This is a genomic window from Hymenobacter defluvii (assembly GCF_017589435.1).
In the GTDB taxonomy this organism is placed as follows: domain Bacteria; phylum Bacteroidota; class Bacteroidia; order Cytophagales; family Hymenobacteraceae; genus Hymenobacter; species Hymenobacter profundi.
The window spans coordinates 238,412-258,945 of sequence record NZ_JAGETX010000001.1 but is presented as its reverse complement, the minus strand read 5'-3'; the positions used below and the strand labels follow the sequence as shown (position 1 = coordinate 258,945).

Below are 20,534 nucleotides of genomic sequence, written 5' to 3'. Positions count from 1 at the left end.
TTGCTTACGCTAAGTGCGCAATGTCCATGAAATTGCGGGCCGTGAACATAGAGCCGGTATAATCCAGCAGATACAGGCACAGGTTGTGGTGCTCAAAGGCATCCATGCAACTGAGAGGGTAGCCCAGCAGCTGGCAGAGCAGTACGCGCATGGCGCGGCCGTGCATGCACACCAGCACGGTTTCTTCCTCGGGGCGCGACAGAATCAGGTCGATAACCGGGCGCTGGCGGGCGGCTACGTCGTCGGGGCTTTCGCCGCCTATCATCGGGATGCTAGTATTGCCCAGGCGCCACTGCTGCAATACGTGGTGATATTCCTCGTCTTCCTCGGCCGTGATACGGGTGCCTTCGCGCGCGCCCCAACTGATTTCGTTGAGGCCTGCATACTGCTCGTGGGGTAGGCCCAGATCCAGAAACGCCTGCACCGACTGGTGGGTGCGCTGTAGTACAGACGTGTATACTTTCGCAAAAGGCACGTGGCCGTAGGCCGCGAAAAACTGCGCCGCCTGCCGCCGCCCTACCTCGTTCAGGCTGGAGTCGACGCCGCTGCCTTGCACGATGCCGCGCACATTCAAATCGGTCTGGCCGTGCCGGATCAGGTAGATTTTTTTGACGCTCACTTTCCCGCTAGCTTTGCTGAATTCTCCCCAAAGTACGGATTTCAGGGCCGAAATCCGCGCTGTGCTGTTATCATTCTATGACGAATTCTCCTGTTGATCTGGCTGAGCTAAACGCCTGGAGCCGCAATACGCTCGGCGAACATCTTGGTATTGAGCTGACTGAGGTAGGCGACCGATACCTGGTAGGCCGCATGCCCGTCGACCACCGCACGCACCAGCCCATGGGCCTGCTGCACGGCGGTGCCTCCGTGGCCCTGGCCGAGACTTTAGGTAGCATCGGCGCCGTATTGCAGGTAGACCGCACCAAGCAAGTTTGCGTGGGGCTAGAAATCAACGCCAACCACATCAAGGGTGTGCGCGACGGCTACGTAGTAGGCCGCGCCACCGCCGTGCACGTGGGCCGCACTACGCAGGTTTGGGAAATTCGCATCACCCACGAAGAAACCGGCGCACTGGTGTGCATTAGTCGCATTACGATGGCGGTGATTGATTTACCTAAGAAGTAAGTGTTCAGTTTGTCATCCTTAATATAGCGTCCGCTTGCGAAGGACCTTATGCCGGTTGAACGAGTCATTGGTGCGATGGTTGTTCTAGCGTGATAAGGTCCTTCGCAAGCTCAGGATGACAGCCGATTGACCTTTAATACAGCAAAAACATGCAGCAACTTGCCTGGAACCCGGAGCTGCCGACGGCGATGCGGCTGCGGCAGTTGGTGGCCCTGGCCCTTACGTCAGGTAGGCCGGTGGCGCTGTGGCGTTTGCCCGGTGCTGCCCATGCCCGGTTGTGCCTTACCCTGAAGGCCGATACGGCGCTTACGGGCCTGCCGCCGGTGCTGGAGCCAACTGCACCCGCGGGGTTTGCCTTCTTTCCGTTTTGGGATTCCGACCACAACCCGCCGCTGTTCCTACCCGCCGACTTGTTTTTCGATCTGGCTACCCCTGATAAGATTCAGGTGAGTGCGGCGGCGGCGGTTCGGTTGCCGGAGTTGCGGCAGCGCTTTGCGGCTCTACCCCCCACGGCCCCGTTGCCGTGGCACATGAGCCCGCAGCCTATCCCCAAAGCCTCTTCGCAGGCTGATTATGAGTTGTTTGTAGCTGCTGGTGTGGCGGCCATTGAGCAGGGTAAGGTACAAAAAGTGGTATCGAGCCGGGCGGTGCGGCGGCCGCTACCGGTGGGGTTTGATGCGCTAGCAGCGTTTCAGGACTTGCAGCAGCGCTATCCTAATGCCTTCGTGTCGTTGGTGAGTGCGCCGGGGGTAGGCACCTGGCTGGGCGCTACGCCCGAGGTGCTGGCCGAAATCACCGAAGACTCTGTGTTTCGGACGATGGCCCTGGCCGGCACCCAGCTGGCCCAGCCGGGGGTAGCACCCGCGGCCTCGTTGTGGACGGCGAAGGAGATGGAGGAACACGCCATGGTAGCTCGCTACATCGTCAACTGCTTCAAGCAGTTGCGCCTGCGTGAGTACGATGAGCGCGGCCCTCGCGTGGCCGCGGCCGGCAATTTGCTGCACCTACGCACCGATTTTGCCGTGCAGCTCAACCAAGTACCCTTCCCTAACCTGGGCACCGACATGCTGCGCCTGCTCCATCCTACCCCCGCCGTGGCCGGTATGCCCAAGCAGCCGGCCCTGGAGTTCCTGCGCCGCCACGAAGGCTACGACCGCGCCTACTACGCCGGTTTCCTTGGCCCGGTGAACCTGCCTGAAACCGGCTCCTCACGCTTGTTCGTGAACCTACGCTGCTTGCAGCTGCGCCCCAATGAAGCCATTCTCTATGCCGGCACCGGCCTCACCGCCGACTCCGACCCTACCCGCGAGTGGCAGGAAACGGAGTTAAAACTCCAGACGATTGGGGCGGTTTTGGAGTAGGACAATGCATCTTTCCCTCTGTCATCCTGAGCTTGCGAAGGATCTTATGCTTGCAGAACGAGTCGTTGTTACATCAATCGTTCTGCGGGCATAAGGCCCTTCGCAAGTTCAGGATGACAGAAGGTTTTGTATCAACTCAATTACGTATTCGCTATTCATGTCCCTCCAAGCTATCCACAACATCCCCGAAATTTGCGCGCAATTGGGCATTACCGACGCGGTGTTGTCGCCCGGCTCGCGGTGCGCGCCGCTGACCATTGCTTTTGCCCGTCACCCCGGCGTGCAGGTGCGTACGGTGCCTGATGAACGGGCTGCCGCGTTTATCGGGTTGGGCATTGCGCAGGCGCAGCGGCGGGCGGTGGCGCTGGTGTGCACGTCCGGCACGGCGGGGCTGAACTACGCGCCAGCTGTGGCGGAGGCGTATTTTCAACAGATTCCACTGGTGGTGTTCACCGCCGACCGTCCCCCGGAGTGGATCGACCAGCTCGACGGCCAGACTATCCGGCAGACGGATTTGTACGGTGCCCACGCCAAGGGCTCGTTCACCCTACCCGTCGATATCTCACACCCCGATGCAGAGTGGCACGCGGCGCGCATTGTAAATGAGGCCATGAACCTGGCGCAACGAGCACCCGCCGGACCAGTACAGGTAAATGTGCCGCTACGGGAGCCTTTTTACCCAAAAGCAGGCGAGGAATTGACGTTTGGGCCGATGAAGGTGATTCGAGAAGAGATGAGTGCGCCGGTGTTATTGCCAAGCCAGGCGGCCGCTCTACGCGACACCATCCGCGACGCCGCGCGTGTGTTGGTGGTAGCCGGGCAGCACCCGTGGGAGCCTGCATTGCAACAAGCACTACACCAGTTTTCCATAGCGTTTGATGTGCCTGTTGTAGGCGACACCATTGCCAACCTACCCTCGGCAATAGGTCAGCAAGATGTATTTCTGGCTGCACAAAATCAGACGCTGAGAGAATCGCTACGGCCTACCCTACTAATTACCTTCGGGCAGTCGTTGATTTCCAAGGCGCTGAAATTATATCTTCGCAATACGCCAATTGCGCAGCACTGGCACATACAAGCGGCAGGCGAAGTGGCTGATACCTATCGCGCGCTCACCCAGATAATCCGCGTAGAGCCAGCCGACTTCTTTGCTGCGTTGACTGCAATTGGTAACACAGATAGTATAGGAGTCTCTGAAGCCGTTGATTCAAGTTCGATTCTTGGCACAACGGCTATGCGTCCGCCGTTTCCGGCCGACGCTACTCGTGTGGCTCCACCTGCCTTAGTACCTATTTCTGCTGCTATCGAAACCGGGGTACCCTCAGCTTCTTACACAGCGGCTTGGCAACGTACCAATGCTCAGGCAACGGACTTTTTGGACACGTTCTTCCAGCAACCCAACCAGCCGTTCAACGAATTCGCGGCTATTCACAAGGCCCTGCACTCCCTACCCGAATATACCGTCCTACACCTCGCCAATAGTATGGCCGTGCGTTATGCCAACATCATCGGCTTACCCCAGGGTAGGGCGGTGGAGGTGTTTGCCAACCGCGGCACTAGTGGTATTGATGGGTGCACCAGCACGGCGGTGGGCGCAGCGCTGGCCCAACCAGAGCGGCCGGTAGTGCTGCTCACCGGCGACGTGGCGTTTTTCTACGACCGCAACGCCTTTTGGCACAACTACCCTACCCCCAACCTGCGCGTGGTGCTGTTGAACAATCACGCCGGCGGCATTTTCCGGCTCATTGATGGGCCACGCCAGCAGCCCGAGTTGGAGGAGTTCTTCGAGACGCGCCAGCCGTTGCGAGCCGAGAATACGGCGCGTGATTTTGGGCTGCGCTACTTCGCGGTTTCATCTTTCGCAGAACTCGAATCGGCTTTACCCGTTTTCTTTGCAGCGGAAGGCGGCGCGGCCCTGCTGGAAATCACTACTGACAGTCAGACCAACGCCGCCTTTTTTGAACACTACCGCAACACTGTGAAAGCGGCTTTTGCGTAGTCTATTTTTTACTAAAAGAACGTCATGCTTCGACAAGCAGACGCCAGATGAGGCATGACGTTCCTGCTTTACTTTAACTGACCAACACCCACTTGTATGGCTGAACAACTCGACTGGAAACCCATTAAAGAATTTCAGGAAATACTTTTCTCTGAATGTGAGGGCATCGCCAAAATCTCCATCAACCGCCCACAGGTGCACAACGCCTTCACGCCACTCACGGTGCAGGAGATGATTGAGGCCATGGACATCTGCCGCAACCGCACCGATTTGGGCGTGATTATTCTCACCGGTGAGGGCGGCAAGGCCTTCTGTTCGGGCGGCGACCAGAGCGTACGCGGCCACGGCGGCTACGTGGGCGATGACACCGTACCCCGTCTGAACGTGCTGGACCTGCAAAAGCAGATTCGCTCCATTCCCAAGCCAGTTATTGCCATGGTGGCCGGTTGGGCCATTGGCGGTGGGCACGTGTTGCACGTGGTCTGTGACCTGACCATTGCTGCCGACAACGCCCGCTTCGGGCAGACTGGCCCCAAGGTAGGCTCCTTCGACGGCGGCTTCGGGGCGTCCTACCTCGCTCGTATCGTGGGGCAGAAGAAGGCGCGCGAAATCTGGTTTCTCTGCGACCAGTACGATGCCCAGGAAGCCCTCGATATGGGCCTCGTGAATAAGGTAGTGCCGCTGGACAAGCTGGAAGAAACAACGGTGCAGTGGTGCCGAAAGATTCTGCAAAAGAGTCCGCTGGCGCTGCGTATGCTCAAGTCGTCGTTCAATGCTGAGCTAGATGGTCAGGCCGGTATTCAGGAGCTGGCCGGCAACGCTACGCTTCTGTACTACCTCTCCGAGGAAGCCAAAGAAGGCAAGAACGCCTTCCTGGAAAAGCGTCAGCCCGACTTCTCGAAATACCCCAAATTCCCATAGACAGCACTCCGGACTGCGATTTACTTGTCAGTTCAAGCGCTTGATACGCCTACTAGAAAGCAGGCGTATCAGGCGCTTTTTCATGAAAAAAGTAACCTTGTCTTCATGTATCCTTCAGCGTCTTCTGCGTCAGTTTGCAGGGGTTGTGTTAGCCGTTCGTCGTAAAGGCAGGGAGTATAAGCTGCAAGAATCAGGGGTTTATAGTATTGACTGACAGCTTTTAAACCACATTTATGCAAGCAGATTTCTAGCCTGCTCATACAAAAACAGTATGGCGCACTTCTGTTTCTGTCGTGCATGGCCAACGAGGCCGCACGACTGCACGCTAATGAGGAGCAATGCAGGTAAAAAAGATTCTTTTTGTTGTTGTCTGTAGTATAAGTACCCCAGCATTCGCCCAGATTAGTCCGCCGAGCTTGGGTCAGGCGCATACTGCCGAGTGGCTGGCAGTAGGCATTCGACAAGACCTCGATTCACTCAAGAAATGGCAGTCTATGTCCTACATTGGGGTGGGGCGCAAGAGCAAGCCTACGGATTACAATCCGCTGGATAAATCGTCTATCCTGGTTTTAAATCAGGAGTTTTACTACCGCTTGCACAAGCACTGGCAAAGCTCCTTTGCCGTGAGCTACCGTCGCCAAGACGAGTACGCCGACCGCTACCCGTATGAGCATGAGGACCCGGCTTTTGAGCAGGAGTTCAGAGCATACGGCCGCTTTTCGTACGTGCTGGAAAATGCCCGCTTCAAGTTTGTACCCACGTTCCGGCAGGAGTTTCGGAAATTCTATACCCCTACTTTCACCAGGGAAGCCGAGTCTTTTCAACTCCGCTCCCGCGTGCGGTTGCAACTGACCCTCAATCTGGACGCGGACAAAGTACATCGCCTCATTATCAGCTCCGAGCAGCTATTTTCGGCCAGTAAGCTGTCTGCTCCCAGCCAGTGGACGGGCCTTGTCTACCATGAAAGCCGCTTTGTGGGGTACTATTCGCTGGCGCCTAAGTCGTTGCCTTTCATTTTTGATGTGGGCTATATGGCCAATCGACTAGGCACTACCTCGTCCTCTTACGTGCACTATATTGTGCTGGACGTTATCTGGAAGAATCCCTTCGGCCATCGAACCACGCAACGCACCCATGTGGGCAATTTAGAGTAGTGTCATTTGCCCTGTTCAGAATTCGGGCAGGGCAAGTACAAAATACCGGATGGTTTTGCCACGGGGTAGTAGGGGTTCGTATGAGAAACAGATTCCTTTTCTTTTCTCTTCGACCATGAAAAACGAAAATCCCTACCCCCGTTTCTTCCTGATGCTGGCTGTGTCGTTTGTAGTCATGTATGTGGTGATGTACTTGAATACCTACGCGTTAGACCACGTGTATTTCAGCCTCACGCGCTTCTACATGACCATTCTGATGGTGACGCCGATGGCGCTTATCATGCTAGGGTTCATGCGCCACATGTATCAAAACAAGCAACGCAACCTGCTAATTGTGGCAGGTAGCGTGGTGGTATTTGTAGCGGCCCTCACGATGGTACGCTCCCAGACCTTCGTGGACGATTCGCGCTGGATGAAGGCTATGATTCCGCACCACTCCATTGCTATTCTGACCAGCGAGCGGGCCAACATACACGACCCCGAAGTACGCAAGCTGGCCGACAATATTATCGAGACCCAAAAGCGGGAGATTGGGGAGATGCAGCAGATGTTGCAACGGCTGAAACAGGAAAAAGCGCAGTAGGTGATTGGCAGTAGTGGCACATTACGCCTTGGTGCTACATAGCAGCTTATAGCCAGCCTACCCTATTCTTGTCGTACTATTGCTATGCTTGCTATCCGTCGCATCCGCCGTATGCATATCCTACAGTACCTGGTGCTGGGCGAGTTAATGCTGACGTTGGTATTGCTGACGGACCACCGGTTGCAAACGACCAATACCAGGCAAAATACTGCCCTGGTTGTGGTGTTGCTGCTGGTGCTGCTCGTGCTGGTGATGGGCGGTATCTACCTGGTATTCCGGCGTATGCGCCCCAACCTACGCCGTCCCGAAGCCGAGAACCTGCGCATTTACCAAAGTGTGGTGCTGCTGCGCAACAGCTTTCTGGCGCTGGTGAGCCTGCCGCCCCTGCTACTCTATCACCTTACCAGCGAGTGGGTGAACCTACTGTTTTTCGGGGTATTGCTGGTGGCGCTGTGCGTGCTGACGTTGCCGACCGAGCGCAAATTTCGCCGTTGGCTGCTAACGTGATACGGGACTTGCGACAGGCCACGAAAAGCAATTTTCTGCCTTTTGGTCGGGAGCTTCGTATGCGGTACTGGTTGTAATAAGTTGACCACCCGTTATTCGCGCCCTACCCTCTTTATGTCTGCCCCCTCGCTTCTCCCCGACTCGCTTGTACTTAATGGCCGCACGTTTCACTTTGCCGATATTCAGCAATACCCTGCCAACTCGCCTACCGAGCTGAACGGCTACGAGGCTCGCGTGCTGGACTTTTGCCGGCAGTGGCTGAACGGCACGCTGGAGTTTGAACTGCAAACTTCTGGCTCTACGGGGCAGCCCCAAACGGTGCGCATGACACGGCACCAGCTGGCAGCCAGCGCCGCCCGCACCGGCGACTACTTCGACCTTGGCCCCGATACGCCCCTGCTGGCCTGCCTGAACTGCGAGTTTGTGGGCGGCTTGATGATGCTGGTGCGCGGCTTTGAGCGCAACATGCCCATCACCATCGTAGAGCCCCAGGCCGACCCGCTGGCTCTGCTGCCCGCTGCTGCCACCATAGCCTTTGCCTCGTTTGTGCCCTTGCAGCTGCGTGCCCTTCTGGATGCCGGCCGGGCCGAGCAGCTCAACCAAATGAAAGTGATTTTGGTGGGCGGCGCCCCTACCGACGCAAGTCTCACGCGGCAGATTGAGCAGCTCACAGTGCCCGTCTACCTCACCTACGGCATGACGGAAACGGCCTCGCACATTGCCCTGCGCCGCCTCAACGGCCCCGAGGCCTCACCCCACTACCGTGTGTTGCCCGGCATCCATATAGAGCAGGATGAGCGGGGTTGCCTGGCCATCCGGGCCGATGTCACCAACGACCAGCTCATCATCACCAACGACCAGGTGCGCTTGCTCGATCAGCATACCTTCGAATGGCTGGGCCGGGCCGATTTCGTGATTAACAGCGGCGGCGTGAAGGTGCAGGCCGAAAAGGTAGAGCTGGTGCTGGAAGTGGCTTTAGCTGAGTTGAATGTGACGCGTCGTGCTTTCGTAGCCGGCCTACCCAATGAGCGCCTGGGCGAGCAAGTGACGGCCGTGCTGGAAGGGGCGTCCCTACCCTCGGCGCAGCAAGAGGAGCTCCTTCACCTACTAGCCCAGCGACTTGGTAAATACGAGCGCCCGCGCCAGCTGCTGTTTCTGGCACAATTTCAAACCACCGCGTCGGGCAAGCTCGACCGGCGCAGCACGTTACGCGAGGCCCTGAAGCAAGGCTAACCCTTTTGCTAGCAGCGCATCAGAAGCACTCCGAAACGTTGTGCAATGATTCTGCAACCCAATACTTTCATAATTGCAGCCAATAGCCTTGCGTGTACTCCTGCTGCTTGTGCGCCGATGCAGGCAGCCGCCATCCTACTAAAACACCACAAATTTTGGTGCCTGCATCCGCATAAAACAAGATACTCCTACCATAGTACATGGTTACGACAGCGACTGGGTTGTATTTCACGTAAGAGCTATTTTACGTTTTCCCCTCCTCATGTCGTTGTATAATATCGTGCTGGTGCTGCTGGGCATTTCTATTATGGGAGTGGCCTGGCTGCCACCGGTGATGGCTAAATATCCACTTTCCTACCCCATCGTTTTTATTGGGCTGGGACTGGCGGCTTATTCGCTACCCCTGGGTCTACCTGATCCTATTCCGCTACACAACAATGAGTTGGCCACGCACCTGTTTGAGCTGTGCGTGATTGTGGCGCTTACCGGCACCGGCCTCAAAATTGACCGCTCCTTTTCCTTGCGCAAGTGGCGCATGCCGCTGCTGTTGGTATTGGTACTGATGCTGCTGACCATTGCCAGCTTTGCCCTAACGGCCTGGTGGCTACTAGCCATTGCGCCGGCCCCAGCCGTGCTACTGGCCGCTACCCTAGCCCCCACCGACCCCGTGCTGGCCGGCGACGTGCAGGTAGGCGACCCCGGCGAAGGCCAGGAAGACACTGTGCGCTTTGCCCTCACGGCCGAGGCTGGCATGAACGACGGCCTCGCTTTTCCCTTCGTGTATCTGGCGCTGGCGCTTATTCCGGCCGCTACTTCCCTGCAAGACCGTTTGTTTGAGTGGGCTTGGTACGATGTGCTCTACCGCGTTGGCATGGGCGTGGCCCTGGGTTGGCTGATTGGACAAACGATGGGCAAGCTGATTTTTCGGTTGCCCAAGCATATTGAGATAAAAGGCTCGGCGTACGGGTTTATCGTACTGGCCGTTACGTTCACCACGTATGGCCTCACGGAGCTGACGCACGGCTACGGCTTCCTCGCCGTATTTGTAGCAGCCATTACGCTGCGCGGCAACGAGAAAGCCCATGAGTATCATCAGCAAATGCACGCTTTCACCGACCAGCTAGAACGCCTGTTTATTGTGGTGATTCTCGTGTTGTTTGGCGGTGCGTTAGCCAACGGGCTGCTCGTTACCCTTACCTGGACGCAGGCTGCGCTGGGCTTGCTGCTACTGTTCGTGATTCGTCCGCTGGGTGGTATGCTCACGCTGTATGGCTCGCGGGCTACACTGCCGGAGCGAGCCGCTATTTCCTTCTTCGGCATCCGGGGTATCGGCTCCTTTTTCTACCTGGCTTTTGCTCTGGAAAAAGGCGAGTTTGTTAATTCTGAGCAGCTTTGGGTGATAACGGGCTTCACCGTCCTCACCTCTATCGTCATGCACGGCATACTAGCTACCCCCGTCATGACCTGGCTCGACCGTCGCGCCGGACGTGGGTAGGGAGTGTGGGCTTGTGAAGTTGTGAGTGGAGAGTGCGTCTGTCATCCTGAGTGCAGCGAAGGACCTTATCACGTACGCACGACAAGCGTAACAACGACTCGTCCTCACGTGCTAAGGTCCTTCGCAAGCTCAGGATGACAGACACACTTTTATACACAATCTCACCACTTCACAATCTCACCACTTCACAAACTCAAGAAAAGCTATAACCCTTTCTGAGACAGCAGCTTCTCCCGGCCGCGCACGATCTGGTATAAGTCGCCTAAGAAAAGCTTGACCCGGCCGATCAGGATTATTCCGCTTAGCTCGCGCTCTTCGCGCTGGTTCAGGAAAAGCATCTGTCGGTAGCCGGCGCCGGCGCCTACCCCTATCCACCGAAACACGCGCATGTGCCCTACCACGGAGGGCTCCACCATCCAGATATGATCGATGGGGGACTGCTGCCGGTCGCCGTCGGGTAGGCGGAAGCTGGAGAAGACCGTTCCGAAGCCGAACTGCGTGGGAGTACTCAGTTCCCAGCGTGGCGTGCCAATGAGCACGTACTCGCCGTAGATTGTCACGTAGCGGAAGCGCAACTCGCTATCGGTCTCGGATGGCAGCCGGGGCGGTGGAGCCAGGCGCGCGGGTACGCCACCGCTTAGGAAATAGCCGCCCAAGCCCGCCCGCAGCCGTTCACGCCACTCCAAGCCTACCTTCATTCCGTAGATACCCACCAGCTTGCCGTTGAGGGGCGAAAAGCGCTGATCGAGTTGCACTACCACCTTGCGGTGTCGCTCCCTCCGGCTGCTATCGCGCGGGGCTATGCCAAGACCGATTTGAGCGGCAGCAGGCACAGTAACCAGCGCTACTGGTAGGAGCAAAAGCAAACGAGTAAAGTAGTTCACGCCCTCGAAATACGCGGCACAGCGGTGCGAGTTAAGATTTCGGCCTACGGTTCACCTGCTTTTTTCGCTGCCTCACCTTTCTTCCTTACTGTTTCACCCACATTTGCATCACTGGCAGAGACCTTTACAGCGACATTTACGGCTGTATACTCACTCCTTGCTGCTATGTCTGACGCTGCCCTACCTGCTCTATTATTTCGCTTGGCTAATGCTGCAGCACTAGTTGGCTGGGGGCTGCTGCTGGTAGCGCCCCGCTGGCGCGTAACGCGCCATGTGGTAGGCAACGGGGCGCTGCCGCTGGTGCTGGCCGCCGCCTACACGGTGTGCATCGGGTACCACTACCTAAGCGCCCACGGCGGCGAGGGTGGTTTCGGCTCCCTGGCCGAGGTAGCCGCGTTGTTCCAGGACCCGTGGGCACTGCTGGCCGGTTGGGTGCACTACCTCTGCTTCGATTTGGCCGTGGGCGCCTGGGCACTGCGCGACGCCCAGCGGCGCAGCCTCCCCCACCTGCTTTTAGTACCTGCGTTGGTGCTCACCTTTCTGCTGGGTCCGGTAGGGCTGCTGCTGTACGCAGGTCTGCGCCGGTTCTACCCTACCCCTGCCTTAGCTACCTAAAGTCTTTCCACCGCAAACGCTGCTTCCTATGAAAACGACCCTGGCTCCTGCCCCCGCTTTTCGGCTTTCGGCCCGTGGCCTACCCGCTCGCTGGCACCGCCCGGCCTGGCTGCGCCTGCTGCACGACTCCTACCCCCTACTCACTTGGGTAGGGTGGCTGCATGTGGCGGTAGTGGTTGGCGCCGTGGCGCTCGGGTCCCTGGACCATCGCACCGTTACGGGGCTGAACGTGTGGATCAAGCCGCTCAAATTCGGCGCTTCGGGGGTGCTCTACCTCTGGACGCTCGGCTGGCTCCTGGCCGATTTTCCCGCAGTAGTTCAGGCCAAAACCCGGCGCATCAGCCGTTTGGCGGGCATCACCATGGCCGGCGAAATTGTCTTGGTTTGCTTGCAGGCGGCGCGGGGCACCACCTCTCACTTCAACGTGAGCAGCGCCTTCAACGGAGCTGTTTTTGGTACCATGGGCGTGCTGATTATGGTGAATACTGCGGCCATTGTGTGGGCGTTGTGGCTCACGTTCCGGCACCGACCTATTGGGTCGGTGGCGTGGGTGTGGGGCATCCGGCTGGGGCTGGGCTTGTTTCTGATAGGCAGCATGATAGGCGGCGCCATGAGCGGCCGCATGGCGCACACGGTAGGCGCTGCCGATGGTGGCGCGGGCCTACCCCTGCTGGGCTGGAGCACCCGCGCCGGCGACCTACGGGCCGCGCATTTTCTGGGGCTGCATGCCCTGCAAGCCCTACCCTTTGCTGGCTGGCTGCTGGCGCGTATGGCCCCGCGCCTGCGGGCTGGCGTGCAAACCGGCGTTATGGCCCTGGTGGCGCTGGGCTACGCGGGCGCTGTGGGCTGGCTGTACTGGCACGCGCTGAGGGGGTTGCCCCTGCTGGCTCGCTCGTAATGACGTTATTTGGCCCGACAATCTACCCTAGCGCTTGTCGGGGCTGATCGTCGGGCCACATGTATGAAAGACTACCGCCTACGCCTACTGGGGATTCCGCTACTCGCGCTGTTGATCACGCTGCTGAGCGACGACCCGCACCGGTTCAGCTCGTGGATGCATTTTCTGGTGAATTGGAGCATTTCGCTACTTTTCACAACGGTGCTGTGGCTGGGCAACCGGCTACTGTGGGAATTGCTGTTGCAGCGCTTTCCTGGCGTAGAGCACACGGCCCGCCGCCTGTGGTGGCTGGCGGTGGCCTGTGTGCTGTATACCAGCGTAGCCTCGGTGGTGCTGCTGGTCTTTTTACACTTGGTGCTACCCGCCTTTTTCCCTCTCGAAGCACGCACGCTGTTGGTCCAAGTGGCCTTCAACTTGATTCCGACTACCGTAGTGCAACTTATCTACGAAAGCCGCCATTTCTTTGAGCAATGGCTTTGGAACGTGCGGCGGGCCGAGCAGCTGCAAAGTGCCGGGGTGCAAAGTCAGCTAGAGGCGCTACGCAATCAGCTGGACCCACATTTTCTATTCAATTCCCTGAACACGCTGTCGGCGCTGATTGAGCCAGACAACGAGCCGGCCCAGCAGTTTGTGGAGCAGATGGCCGATGTGTACCGCTACGTGTTGCTGAGCCGCGACCAGGCCACCGTGCCCTTGCACGAGGAACTGGCTTTTGTAGAAACCTACGTGGCCCTGCACAAAGCCCGCTTCCGCGACAATCTGCGCGTGGTCTATCATGTGCCGGATGCCGTGCAGGCGCGGCATGTGGCGCCGCTTAGCGTACAGCTGCTGGTAGAAAACGCCCTCAAGCACAACGTAGCCTCACAAGAGCAACCGCTGCTGCTCACCATTGCCTATGACTCTAGCACCAACTACCTGACGGTACAAAACCCCGTACGCCCGCGCACAGCTGGCCTGCGCCCCCACACGCAGGTAGGGCTGGCCAACGTGCGGCGGCGCTACGAGTTGCTGCAAGCTCCTCAACCAGTGCAAGTGGAAACCGATAATGGTCTGTTTACCGTGCGGCTACCTGTCTTGTCCATCACCCCCACCACGCACCCACTTCCTACTCGCTGACGCCTTCTGAGGCTATTAGCTCTGCGTCTAGCAATGTATTGGCTATCAGCAAGGTACCATGGCTGATTTCCTCCAGGCTAGTACCGGCAGCAGTGGCCGGCGGGTGACACACAACCAGGGAGGTATGTCGGCGGCGCAGCCATGCGGCGTAACGCGTTAGTATAGGCAGCATATCCAACGGCAGGAAGGAAATTCCGCTGCAATCAAGCCAGACCTGTTCTTTGCCGCTGCGGCTGGCTTGCCGCAGCGCGCTGCGCAACAGCCCCGCATCGGTTGCTGCCGGTGCAGACTCCACCAAAATGACCAGATAGCTATTTGGAAGAATTTCCCGGTATACCTGCATGAGACTAGGGCTGGAATGTGAGGCTAGTGAAGCGAAGCGATTATTGCCGTAGATAACATCGCGCAGATAGAATTATTGTTCTGCTTACCCAAGCTAATTACTCGCCTACACTTACTGATACAGCTGCCAAAGTAACGATTTTGCTGAATAAAATGTTATATAAACTATTGATTTACAGATTATTAATATTACAAGCTGTTTGCACTATGTAATGATTCAGCAATGGAAAAGCAATGCATTCGCTAGTCAATCAAGCCATGGGTGAGGGCATACTTAATCAGAGAGGCAGTGTTTTTTGCCTGGGTTTTTTCCATCATGTTTTGCCGATGCGTTTCGATGGTACGCTTGCTGTTGTACAGCTTATCGGCTATTTCACTGGTTGTAAGTCCTTCGGAAATCAGCTTCAGCACTTCCAGCTCGCGACGCGAAAGAATAGACTCCTTTTTTACCGGTTCGCTGGTGATGGTAGGCGCGGTACTGCCGCTGGAGTTTTGCAGCTTGTACAGCATCTGAAAACCCAGTTCGGAGCACAGAAAGTGACGTCCGGCAGCTACCGTGCGGATACCAAACGTAATTTCCTCTCTACCAGCATTTTTCAGGATATAGCCAGAAGCGCCGGCCTCCAACATACGGGTGATGTAGGCTTCATGGTCCAGCATAGACAAAACCAGTATGTGCGTTTGCGGGTAGAGCGCACGCACGCGGCGCGTTGCTTCTTCTCCACCCATAATGGGCATATTAATATCCATGAGCACCACGTCGACCGGCGCCTCTTGTAGCTTCTCCAGCAACTCCTGGCCATTACCAGCCTGATCAATTATTTCAATATCGGGTTCCTGCTGTAGCAGGTAGCTAATACCATCCCGAATAATGGCATGGTCATCAACGAGTATTGTGCGAATCATCCTGAAGTGTGAAAGGAAAGGGCGGAAAATAGTATATACTACCTACGTATTGTACGCAATTTGAGCTAATTGCTGCACCTGATTTTCACTTGCTAGTTTTTCTCTTTCTATCTATTCAGTAGAATGCATACCATGACTGTTCTACTACTCGAAGACGAATACCCGGCTGCTGAGCGCCTGCAACGGCTGCTACTACAGGCGGCACCCGGGGCGCAGGTGCTGGCTGTATTCGATAGCGTAGCCGGCGCCTTGGCCTGGCTTGCTACCCACCCTGCCCCCGACCTGATTTTGTCGGACATTCAGCTGGCCGATGGGCTGAGCTTTGAGCTGTTTGAGCAGACCGTGGTGCGAAGCCCGGTCATTTTCACTACGGCCTACGACCAATACGCCATTCGGGCCTTTCGGGCCAACAGCATCGACTACCTACTAAAGCCTGTGAAGCTGAAGGAGTTGCAAGCCGCCCTCACCAAGCTACACCACTGGCCTACCCCGCCTACCCTCCCCGACCCGGCACAGCGACTGGAGCGCCTGCTGGAAACGCTGGCTGCGCCCCAGCAGACCTATAAAACCCGGTTTTTGGTCCGCAGCGGCGAGCAGTTACTCCCGTTGCCCACGGCGCAGGTAGGGTGGTTCCAGAGCCGCCACGAAACCACTACCCTCGTCACGCAGGAAGGCCAACGCTTCGTAGTGGAGTATACCTTGGAGCAACTGGAGCAGCTCTTGAATCCTCAGGATTTTTTCCGCCTCAACCGGCAGTTCATTGCCCACCTGCCGGCCGTGCAGCGCCTACACGTCTATTTCAACGGGAAGCTCAAACTTGACCTGCACCCTACCCCCAGCGAAGAAGTACTCGTAAGCCGGGAAAAAGCCTCAGCCCTTAAGCAATGGCTGGAGCGGTGAGATGGTGAGATGGTGAGTTTGTGAAGTAGTGAAGTAGTGAAGTAGTGAAGTAGTGAAGTAGTGAATACGGCTGTCATCCTGAGCGCAGCGAAGGACCTTATGCCCGCAGAACGAGTCGTTGGTACGCTTATCGTTTTAGCGTGAGAAGGTCCTTCACTGCGCTCAGGATGACAGCCGTATTCACAACTTCACAAATTCACCACTCACTATCTTACCATCTCACCATCTCACCGCTCCAGCTAGGCGCGGAAGGCACTTACCCGCTCGCGGCTCACGAGCACGTCGCCCTCGGGGCTGGTGGGGGCGAGGGTGGTTTTCAGGCGGGAATTAGTGTAGTGGATGATATCCTGAATGGCTGTGTGGTGCACGAGGTAGGCGCGGTTGAGGCGGAAGAACTCACTCGGGTTTAGGAGCTGCTCTAGTTGCTCCAGCGTTTGGTCTACCACCACCCGCCGGCCTTCGCGGGTTTGCAGGAAGGTAGCCTTCTCGAAGCTGAAGAAATAAGCTACCTGCGCTACCGGAATCACCTTTAGGTGCTCACCTACCTTCACCACAAACTGCTGCTTATACTGCGGCTGGGGTTGTAGTTGCTGCATTAGCTGCGTGAGCAACGTAGCGTCAAAGGCGGGTGCTGCGGCCGGCTGGCGGGCCTGTAGGCGGGCAACGGCGGCGGCTAGCTCGTCGGCATCGATGGGCTTAAGCAGGTAGTCGATGCTGTTGTGCTTGAAGGCGCGTAGGGCGTACTGGTCGTAGGCGGTGGTGAAGATGACCGGGCAGCGCACCTCCACGCGCTCAAACAGCTCGAAGCTCAGCCCATCGGCCAATTGGATATCCAAAAACAGCACGTCGGGCGCAGGCTGCGTGGCGCGCAGCAGCTCGGCGGCTTCCTCCACCGATTCGGCCGTACCGACTACCGCTAGGGGCACTGGCTGCTTGCGGAGCAGGTCGGCGAGGCGGCGGGCGGCCAGGGGTTCATCTTCCACCAAGATGGCGCGGAGAGGGGTAAGCATAGGGTAGGGGCGGCGGGCAGCCGCCCGTTGGTGAACGAGAAATCAGGACAAGATGAAGATTGCGAACAGGAAAACAACCACGCGCCCTAGCCATGGGCGGCTACCAGCCGCCCCTACCCCAGCATTAGCAGCGGCAGCACCACGATGAACTCGGTGGCTGTGCGTTCGATCCGTACCGGCTGGTCAGTGAGGAAACCGTAGCGCGCCTGCAAATTCCGCAGCCCCAGCCCCGTCGATTCGGCTGCGGCGCGAGGGCGCAGCGTGTTAGCAACGCGCAGCTCGCGGGCAGTAGTGTCTATTGCTACCGTGATATGCAGCGGGTTGCGCTGGCTGGTGGCGTTGTGCTTGAGGGCGTTTTCGAGCAGTAGTTGTACGGCCAGCGGTGGTACCAGCAGCCTATCAGCGTTGGCCCCCGGCTGTTGTATCTCTACCTGAATGCCCTCGCCCAAACGGGTGCGCTGCAGGTGCAGGTAGGACTCCACAAAGGCTAGCTCTTCGTCAAGCGACACCACTTCCCGCTCCTGGCTATCGAGCACGTAGCGGTATACCTTGGCTAGCTGCCGGATGAAGCGCGTAGCACGGGCGGGGTCGTTTTCTTCCACCAACACCGTCAGGGCGTTCAGCGAGTTGAACAGAAAGTGTGGGTCTACCTGCCGGCGCAACGAATCGAGGCGGGCCACGGCGCTTTCCTTTTCCAGTCGCTCGGTTTGGATGGCAGCATCACGCCAGCCCAACAAAAAGGAGCGGCTGTGCAAAAACAGGGAAATAATGGCTACGAATAACAGCGGCAGAAAAAAGATTCGTTGCCAGGGCAAGTCACGCAGAATCTGATGGTAATAAAATAGTTGAAAGGCCGCGCTTACCAGAAAAATCACCAAAAACGATGCAACTAACGCATAACCAATTGACCATGCAAAACGCATCAGCGGCTGCCGAGTCCAGGAGGCATGCTGGTCAATCCAGGCGGGCGGATAACCGTTTACCAGCCATAGCCCAACCGCGTAGCAGAAGCTGTAACCGAAAGAAGCTAGAAAATCGGCACTTAGGATTGAGCAATCCTGACAGCTGGCGAAGCTAATGCCCAGCGCCAGTAGGCTCATGGCTCCCAGCATAATTGGCCACGCTACTTTGCTGCGCTGATAACTGGTTTGCGAAGATTGTTTCATTACCATTAGCGGTGCGGTCATAATGACCACTGAGCGAGTAAGAAAGATACGTAGCACCGGTTCATCACTTTGTGCTGCCTCTGTGTTATTGTGCGTAAGGCTAGTTGATAGCCGCTCCGGAACTCTTCAAAAAATCCAGCACTTGGTTTTTACCCCAGTTGGGTGCCAGGACCGAAGCTGGCTGGAAGGCGTCAAACTTAACCTTGGCCTGCTCAAAAAGTGATTTAGCTGCCGCTGCTCCGCCACCATAAGCCGTAGGCGTATGGTACACATTGTTGGCGAGGATGAGGTAGGGGCGCGGATTAGCTGGATTCAGTGCCCGCGCCCGATTTGCTGCCTCTGTGGCTCGCCCAGCGTACTCCTGCCCGCGGCCCATAAAGTCGACGCGGATGCGGCTCTGGTCAATGCGTGCCTGCAACGTCAGTAGTTCCGATTCGTCGCCGCCCAGCCTACGGGCCTGTGCCAGTGCGGCTTCAGCTTGGTCGAGCACCTGGTCAGTTTCTTTGAGCGGGCCGGTATTAGCGCATGTTGTGAGCGCGTAGGCTTGGAAGTAGCGAGGTAGCCAATCGGTGGGGGCTACGGTGACGGCGCGCTCCAACTTGGCGGCGCTGGCCTTCAGGGCAGCAGGGTCGCCGGTTTGCATCAGCTCCTGAATAGTAGCCGCCATCATGCTTTGATAGCCGGCAGGGGCCGCTTGGGTAGTGGCCGTAGCGGTTTTGGTTTGGGCCGATGCCGAGAGGGAGGCGGCAGCCAGGGCGAGCAGAAAAAGTACCTTTTTCATAGTAGTAAGTGATTGTGTGGATGCATGTTTCAAAAGTCAGCAACCCCGACGACCCATGAAGTTTCTTGTACCTAAAGTGTCAGATAAGCCGGATGAAGTGTTGAAATCCTCCGATGATATTGCGGGAATCTGGTGTGGTTCAGCTTCCTGGGAATGATGCTCACGGCCAAGTAACCCTACCCTGCTGGTCGCGTTTGCTGAAGAGGCACAACCGCCCTCTGGCTGCCTTATCCATTCTTCTCACTTCCTTTTTCATGAAAAAACTAACCAACAAAACCGCCCTTATCACAGGCTCCGATTCGGGTATTGGTCAGGCCACGGCCATCTTATTTGCCCAGGAAGGCGCCAACGTCGTCGTGGTGTATCACACCGATGCCGATGGAGCCGAGCACACGCGCCAGCAGGTAACGCAAGCCGGTCAGCGGGCCTTGGTGGTACAAACCGACGTGAGCGATGCCCAGCAAGCCGAGCAGCTTTTCAAGCAGGCCCTGTTGGAGTTTGGCACTGTGGATATTCTGGTAAACAACGCCGGTGTGAGCGGGGCGCACAAGCCCGTGGTGGAGATGCAGCCCGAAGAATTCGAAAAAACGATTCGTACTGATTTATTCGGGCCGTTTTACCTGGCGCGGCTGTTTGCCCAGCATCGCAAGCAGCACGGCGGCAAGGGCAAGATTGTCAACGTCACGTCCATTCACGAGGAGGTAGTGTCGCCCGGCACGGCCGACTACTGCGCGGCCAAGGGCGGCCTGCGCAACCTCACGCGCACGCTGGCCCTGGAGCTAGCCGAGGATGGCGTTAACGTCAACAACCTCGCCCCCGGCATGATCCTGACGCCCATGAACCAAAAAGCCCTCGACGACCCGCAAAAACGCGAAGAAGGCGAGCAGCGCATCCCCATGAAACGGGCAGGCCAGCCCGAGGAAATCGCCAAGCTGGCCTTGTTTCTTTCCTCCGCTGACTCGGATTATGTGACGGGTTCCACTTATGTGATGGATGGCGGTTTCATGCGCATGGTAGCGCAAGGCGCGTAGTTGGTAGTACCCTTTAATGTGTCATCCTGCGCTTGCGCAGGATGACAGGCTTTTTAACTTCCTACCCTCCGCACTCGCTCGGCTATGCCGAGTGAGCACTACGCCCAAGCAACTCCGTTGCGCACGTCTGCACGCCGTTGAGCCGACTTCATGCAAGCGGTGCGGCCGGATTCGGGGCGTAGCCCCTCAAGCGTAGGCCTCACTCGTCACAGCCGAGCGAGTGCGGTAGGATGACCATCGTACCAACGACTCGTTCTATGGTGATAAGGTCCTTCGCAAGCGCAGGATGACAGATTTCTTACCCACACCTCTCTACCCACACACCCTCCTACCCTAATCTTCCGGTGGCGTGTGCAGAATCCGCTGGATTAGAGGAATAAGAGGTAAAAAAATCTGCACCCGAGTGAGTGGCTTTCTATGATCTTAACCAGTGAAGCAACGGCGCAAACATTAATGCCAGTACCAGCAGTAGGCCGGTAGCCGCGACGATACGAATCGCGACGATTT

At 57.3% G+C, this 20,534-nt stretch carries 21 protein-coding genes; 14 read left to right on the top strand and 7 right to left on the bottom strand.

Features of this window, described 5'->3' with window-relative positions; all coding sequences use genetic code 11:
• Positions 1 to 4: 4 nt before the first annotated feature.
• Positions 5 to 619 (bottom strand): histidine phosphatase family protein, encoded by a 615-nt coding sequence (locus tag J4D97_RS01025; RefSeq protein ID WP_208305993.1) that lies wholly within the window; start codon positions 617 to 619, stop codon positions 5 to 7.
• A 77-nt stretch (positions 620 to 696) separates the two neighbouring features.
• Between J4D97_RS01025 and J4D97_RS01020 the strand changes: the two genes are divergently transcribed.
• The 9 genes from J4D97_RS01020 to J4D97_RS00980 all read left to right on the top strand — a co-directional run bounded on the left by J4D97_RS01020 (position 697) and on the right by J4D97_RS00980 (position 10,378).
• Complete coding sequence (locus J4D97_RS01020; protein WP_208305992.1) at positions 697 to 1,125, top strand: hotdog fold thioesterase; 429 nt, start codon at positions 697 to 699, stop codon at positions 1,123 to 1,125.
• A gap of 149 nt (positions 1,126 to 1,274) precedes the next feature.
• Positions 1,275 to 2,486: a chorismate-binding protein gene (locus tag J4D97_RS01015; protein WP_208305991.1), complete on the top strand. Its 1,212-nt coding sequence runs from the start codon at positions 1,275 to 1,277 to the stop codon at positions 2,484 to 2,486.
• Between the two features lie 157 nt (positions 2,487 to 2,643).
• Positions 2,644 to 4,485, top strand: coding sequence for a 2-succinyl-5-enolpyruvyl-6-hydroxy-3-cyclohexene-1-carboxylic-acid synthase (gene menD, locus J4D97_RS01010; RefSeq protein ID WP_208305990.1), 1,842 nt, complete (start codon positions 2,644 to 2,646; stop codon positions 4,483 to 4,485).
• A gap of 96 nt (positions 4,486 to 4,581) precedes the next feature.
• Positions 4,582 to 5,406 carry a 1,4-dihydroxy-2-naphthoyl-CoA synthase gene (gene menB, locus J4D97_RS01005; RefSeq protein ID WP_185283153.1) on the top strand — a complete coding sequence of 275 codons (825 nt, stop codon included), beginning with the start codon at positions 4,582 to 4,584 and terminating at the stop codon, positions 5,404 to 5,406.
• 416 nt (positions 5,407 to 5,822) lie between these two features.
• Positions 5,823 to 6,560, top strand: coding sequence for a DUF2490 domain-containing protein (locus tag J4D97_RS01000; RefSeq protein ID WP_243900080.1), 738 nt, complete (start codon positions 5,823 to 5,825; stop codon positions 6,558 to 6,560).
• Between the two features lie 115 nt (positions 6,561 to 6,675).
• Positions 6,676 to 7,143 carry a DUF305 domain-containing protein gene (locus tag J4D97_RS00995; RefSeq protein WP_208305988.1) on the top strand — a complete coding sequence of 156 codons (468 nt, stop codon included), beginning with the start codon at positions 6,676 to 6,678 and terminating at the stop codon, positions 7,141 to 7,143.
• A gap of 84 nt (positions 7,144 to 7,227) precedes the next feature.
• Positions 7,228 to 7,650: a hypothetical protein gene (locus J4D97_RS00990; RefSeq protein WP_208305987.1), complete on the top strand. Its 423-nt coding sequence runs from the start codon at positions 7,228 to 7,230 to the stop codon at positions 7,648 to 7,650.
• A 114-nt stretch (positions 7,651 to 7,764) separates the two neighbouring features.
• Positions 7,765 to 8,883: an AMP-binding protein gene (locus J4D97_RS00985; RefSeq protein WP_208305986.1), complete on the top strand. Its 1,119-nt coding sequence runs from the start codon at positions 7,765 to 7,767 to the stop codon at positions 8,881 to 8,883.
• Positions 8,884 to 9,145: 262 nt separating this feature from the next.
• On the top strand, positions 9,146 to 10,378 hold the full coding sequence (locus tag J4D97_RS00980; RefSeq protein WP_208305985.1) for a cation:proton antiporter: 1,233 nt from the start codon (positions 9,146 to 9,148) through the stop codon (positions 10,376 to 10,378).
• 203 nt (positions 10,379 to 10,581) lie between these two features.
• Here J4D97_RS00980 and J4D97_RS00975 read toward each other — a convergent pair whose 3' ends face one another.
• A complete protein-coding gene (locus J4D97_RS00975; protein WP_208305984.1) occupies positions 10,582 to 11,244 on the bottom strand; it encodes a hypothetical protein in 663 nt (220 codons plus the stop codon).
• A gap of 183 nt (positions 11,245 to 11,427) precedes the next feature.
• Between J4D97_RS00975 and J4D97_RS00970 the strand changes: the two genes are divergently transcribed.
• The 3 genes from J4D97_RS00970 to J4D97_RS00960 all read left to right on the top strand — a co-directional run bounded on the left by J4D97_RS00970 (position 11,428) and on the right by J4D97_RS00960 (position 13,891).
• Positions 11,428 to 11,877, top strand: coding sequence for an ABA4-like family protein (locus J4D97_RS00970; RefSeq protein WP_208305983.1), 450 nt, complete (start codon positions 11,428 to 11,430; stop codon positions 11,875 to 11,877).
• Positions 11,878 to 11,905: 28 nt separating this feature from the next.
• Positions 11,906 to 12,775 carry a hypothetical protein gene (locus tag J4D97_RS00965; protein ID WP_208305982.1) on the top strand — a complete coding sequence of 290 codons (870 nt, stop codon included), beginning with the start codon at positions 11,906 to 11,908 and terminating at the stop codon, positions 12,773 to 12,775.
• 63 nt (positions 12,776 to 12,838) lie between these two features.
• The gene (locus tag J4D97_RS00960) at positions 12,839 to 13,891 is read left to right on the top strand and encodes a sensor histidine kinase (RefSeq protein WP_208305981.1); all 1,053 of its coding nucleotides are present in this window, start codon (positions 12,839 to 12,841) and stop codon (positions 13,889 to 13,891) included.
• On the opposite strand, the gene J4D97_RS00955 is transcribed toward J4D97_RS00960, so the two are convergent.
• Positions 13,881 to 14,234 carry a hypothetical protein gene (locus tag J4D97_RS00955; protein ID WP_208305980.1) on the bottom strand — a complete coding sequence of 118 codons (354 nt, stop codon included), beginning with the start codon at positions 14,232 to 14,234 and terminating at the stop codon, positions 13,881 to 13,883. The genes J4D97_RS00960 and J4D97_RS00955 overlap by 11 nt on opposite strands.
• Before the next feature lie 242 nt (positions 14,235 to 14,476).
• Positions 14,477 to 15,139: a response regulator transcription factor gene (locus J4D97_RS00950; protein WP_185283142.1), complete on the bottom strand. Its 663-nt coding sequence runs from the start codon at positions 15,137 to 15,139 to the stop codon at positions 14,477 to 14,479.
• Between the two features lie 132 nt (positions 15,140 to 15,271).
• Here J4D97_RS00950 and J4D97_RS00945 point away from each other — a divergent pair, with 132 nt between their 5' ends.
• Positions 15,272 to 16,039, top strand: coding sequence for a LytR/AlgR family response regulator transcription factor (locus tag J4D97_RS00945; protein ID WP_208305979.1), 768 nt, complete (start codon positions 15,272 to 15,274; stop codon positions 16,037 to 16,039).
• Between the two features lie 239 nt (positions 16,040 to 16,278).
• Here J4D97_RS00945 and J4D97_RS00940 read toward each other — a convergent pair whose 3' ends face one another.
• The 3 genes from J4D97_RS00940 to J4D97_RS00930 form a co-directional block, all read right to left on the bottom strand.
• Positions 16,279 to 17,049: a LytR/AlgR family response regulator transcription factor gene (locus J4D97_RS00940; protein ID WP_208305978.1), complete on the bottom strand. Its 771-nt coding sequence runs from the start codon at positions 17,047 to 17,049 to the stop codon at positions 16,279 to 16,281.
• Positions 17,050 to 17,162: 113 nt separating this feature from the next.
• Positions 17,163 to 18,215: a sensor histidine kinase gene (locus J4D97_RS00935; RefSeq protein WP_208305977.1), complete on the bottom strand. Its 1,053-nt coding sequence runs from the start codon at positions 18,213 to 18,215 to the stop codon at positions 17,163 to 17,165.
• Between the two features lie 100 nt (positions 18,216 to 18,315).
• The gene (locus tag J4D97_RS00930; RefSeq protein ID WP_208305976.1) at positions 18,316 to 18,996 is read right to left on the bottom strand and encodes a hypothetical protein; all 681 of its coding nucleotides are present in this window, start codon (positions 18,994 to 18,996) and stop codon (positions 18,316 to 18,318) included.
• Between the two features lie 254 nt (positions 18,997 to 19,250).
• Here J4D97_RS00930 and J4D97_RS00925 point away from each other — a divergent pair, with 254 nt between their 5' ends.
• Positions 19,251 to 20,027 (top strand): SDR family NAD(P)-dependent oxidoreductase, encoded by a 777-nt coding sequence (locus J4D97_RS00925; RefSeq protein WP_208305975.1) that lies wholly within the window; start codon positions 19,251 to 19,253, stop codon positions 20,025 to 20,027.
• Positions 20,028 to 20,534 lie beyond the last annotated feature (507 nt).

What these genes read in the sequence shown, in the direction of transcription:
- J4D97_RS01015 (WP_208305991.1), top strand. Translation starts at nt 1,275, where the DNA reads ATGCAGCAACTTGCCTGGAACCCGGAGCTGCCGACGGCGATGCGGCTG.
- J4D97_RS00960 (WP_208305981.1), top strand. Translation starts at nt 12,839, where the DNA reads ATGAAAGACTACCGCCTACGCCTACTGGGGATTCCGCTACTCGCGCTG.
- J4D97_RS00945 (WP_208305979.1), top strand. Translation starts at nt 15,272, where the DNA reads ATGACTGTTCTACTACTCGAAGACGAATACCCGGCTGCTGAGCGCCTG.
- J4D97_RS00935 (WP_208305977.1), bottom strand. Translation starts at nt 18,215, where the DNA reads ATGAAACAATCTTCGCAAACCAGTTATCAGCGCAGCAAAGTAGCGTGG.
- menD (WP_208305990.1), top strand. Translation starts at nt 2,644, where the DNA reads ATGTCCCTCCAAGCTATCCACAACATCCCCGAAATTTGCGCGCAATTG.
- J4D97_RS01020 (WP_208305992.1), top strand. Translation starts at nt 697, where the DNA reads ATGACGAATTCTCCTGTTGATCTGGCTGAGCTAAACGCCTGGAGCCGC.
- menB (WP_185283153.1), top strand. Translation starts at nt 4,582, where the DNA reads ATGGCTGAACAACTCGACTGGAAACCCATTAAAGAATTTCAGGAAATA.
- J4D97_RS00950 (WP_185283142.1), bottom strand. Translation starts at nt 15,139, where the DNA reads ATGATTCGCACAATACTCGTTGATGACCATGCCATTATTCGGGATGGT.
- J4D97_RS00940 (WP_208305978.1), bottom strand. Translation starts at nt 17,049, where the DNA reads ATGCTTACCCCTCTCCGCGCCATCTTGGTGGAAGATGAACCCCTGGCC.
- J4D97_RS00980 (WP_208305985.1), top strand. Translation starts at nt 9,146, where the DNA reads ATGTCGTTGTATAATATCGTGCTGGTGCTGCTGGGCATTTCTATTATG.
- J4D97_RS00955 (WP_208305980.1), bottom strand. Translation starts at nt 14,234, where the DNA reads ATGCAGGTATACCGGGAAATTCTTCCAAATAGCTATCTGGTCATTTTG.
- J4D97_RS00965 (WP_208305982.1), top strand. Translation starts at nt 11,906, where the DNA reads ATGAAAACGACCCTGGCTCCTGCCCCCGCTTTTCGGCTTTCGGCCCGT.
- J4D97_RS00925 (WP_208305975.1), top strand. Translation starts at nt 19,251, where the DNA reads ATGAAAAAACTAACCAACAAAACCGCCCTTATCACAGGCTCCGATTCG.
- J4D97_RS00990 (WP_208305987.1), top strand. Translation starts at nt 7,228, where the DNA reads ATGCTTGCTATCCGTCGCATCCGCCGTATGCATATCCTACAGTACCTG.
- J4D97_RS00970 (WP_208305983.1), top strand. Translation starts at nt 11,428, where the DNA reads ATGTCTGACGCTGCCCTACCTGCTCTATTATTTCGCTTGGCTAATGCT.
- J4D97_RS00995 (WP_208305988.1), top strand. Translation starts at nt 6,676, where the DNA reads ATGAAAAACGAAAATCCCTACCCCCGTTTCTTCCTGATGCTGGCTGTG.
- J4D97_RS00985 (WP_208305986.1), top strand. Translation starts at nt 7,765, where the DNA reads ATGTCTGCCCCCTCGCTTCTCCCCGACTCGCTTGTACTTAATGGCCGC.
- J4D97_RS00930 (WP_208305976.1), bottom strand. Translation starts at nt 18,996, where the DNA reads ATGAAAAAGGTACTTTTTCTGCTCGCCCTGGCTGCCGCCTCCCTCTCG.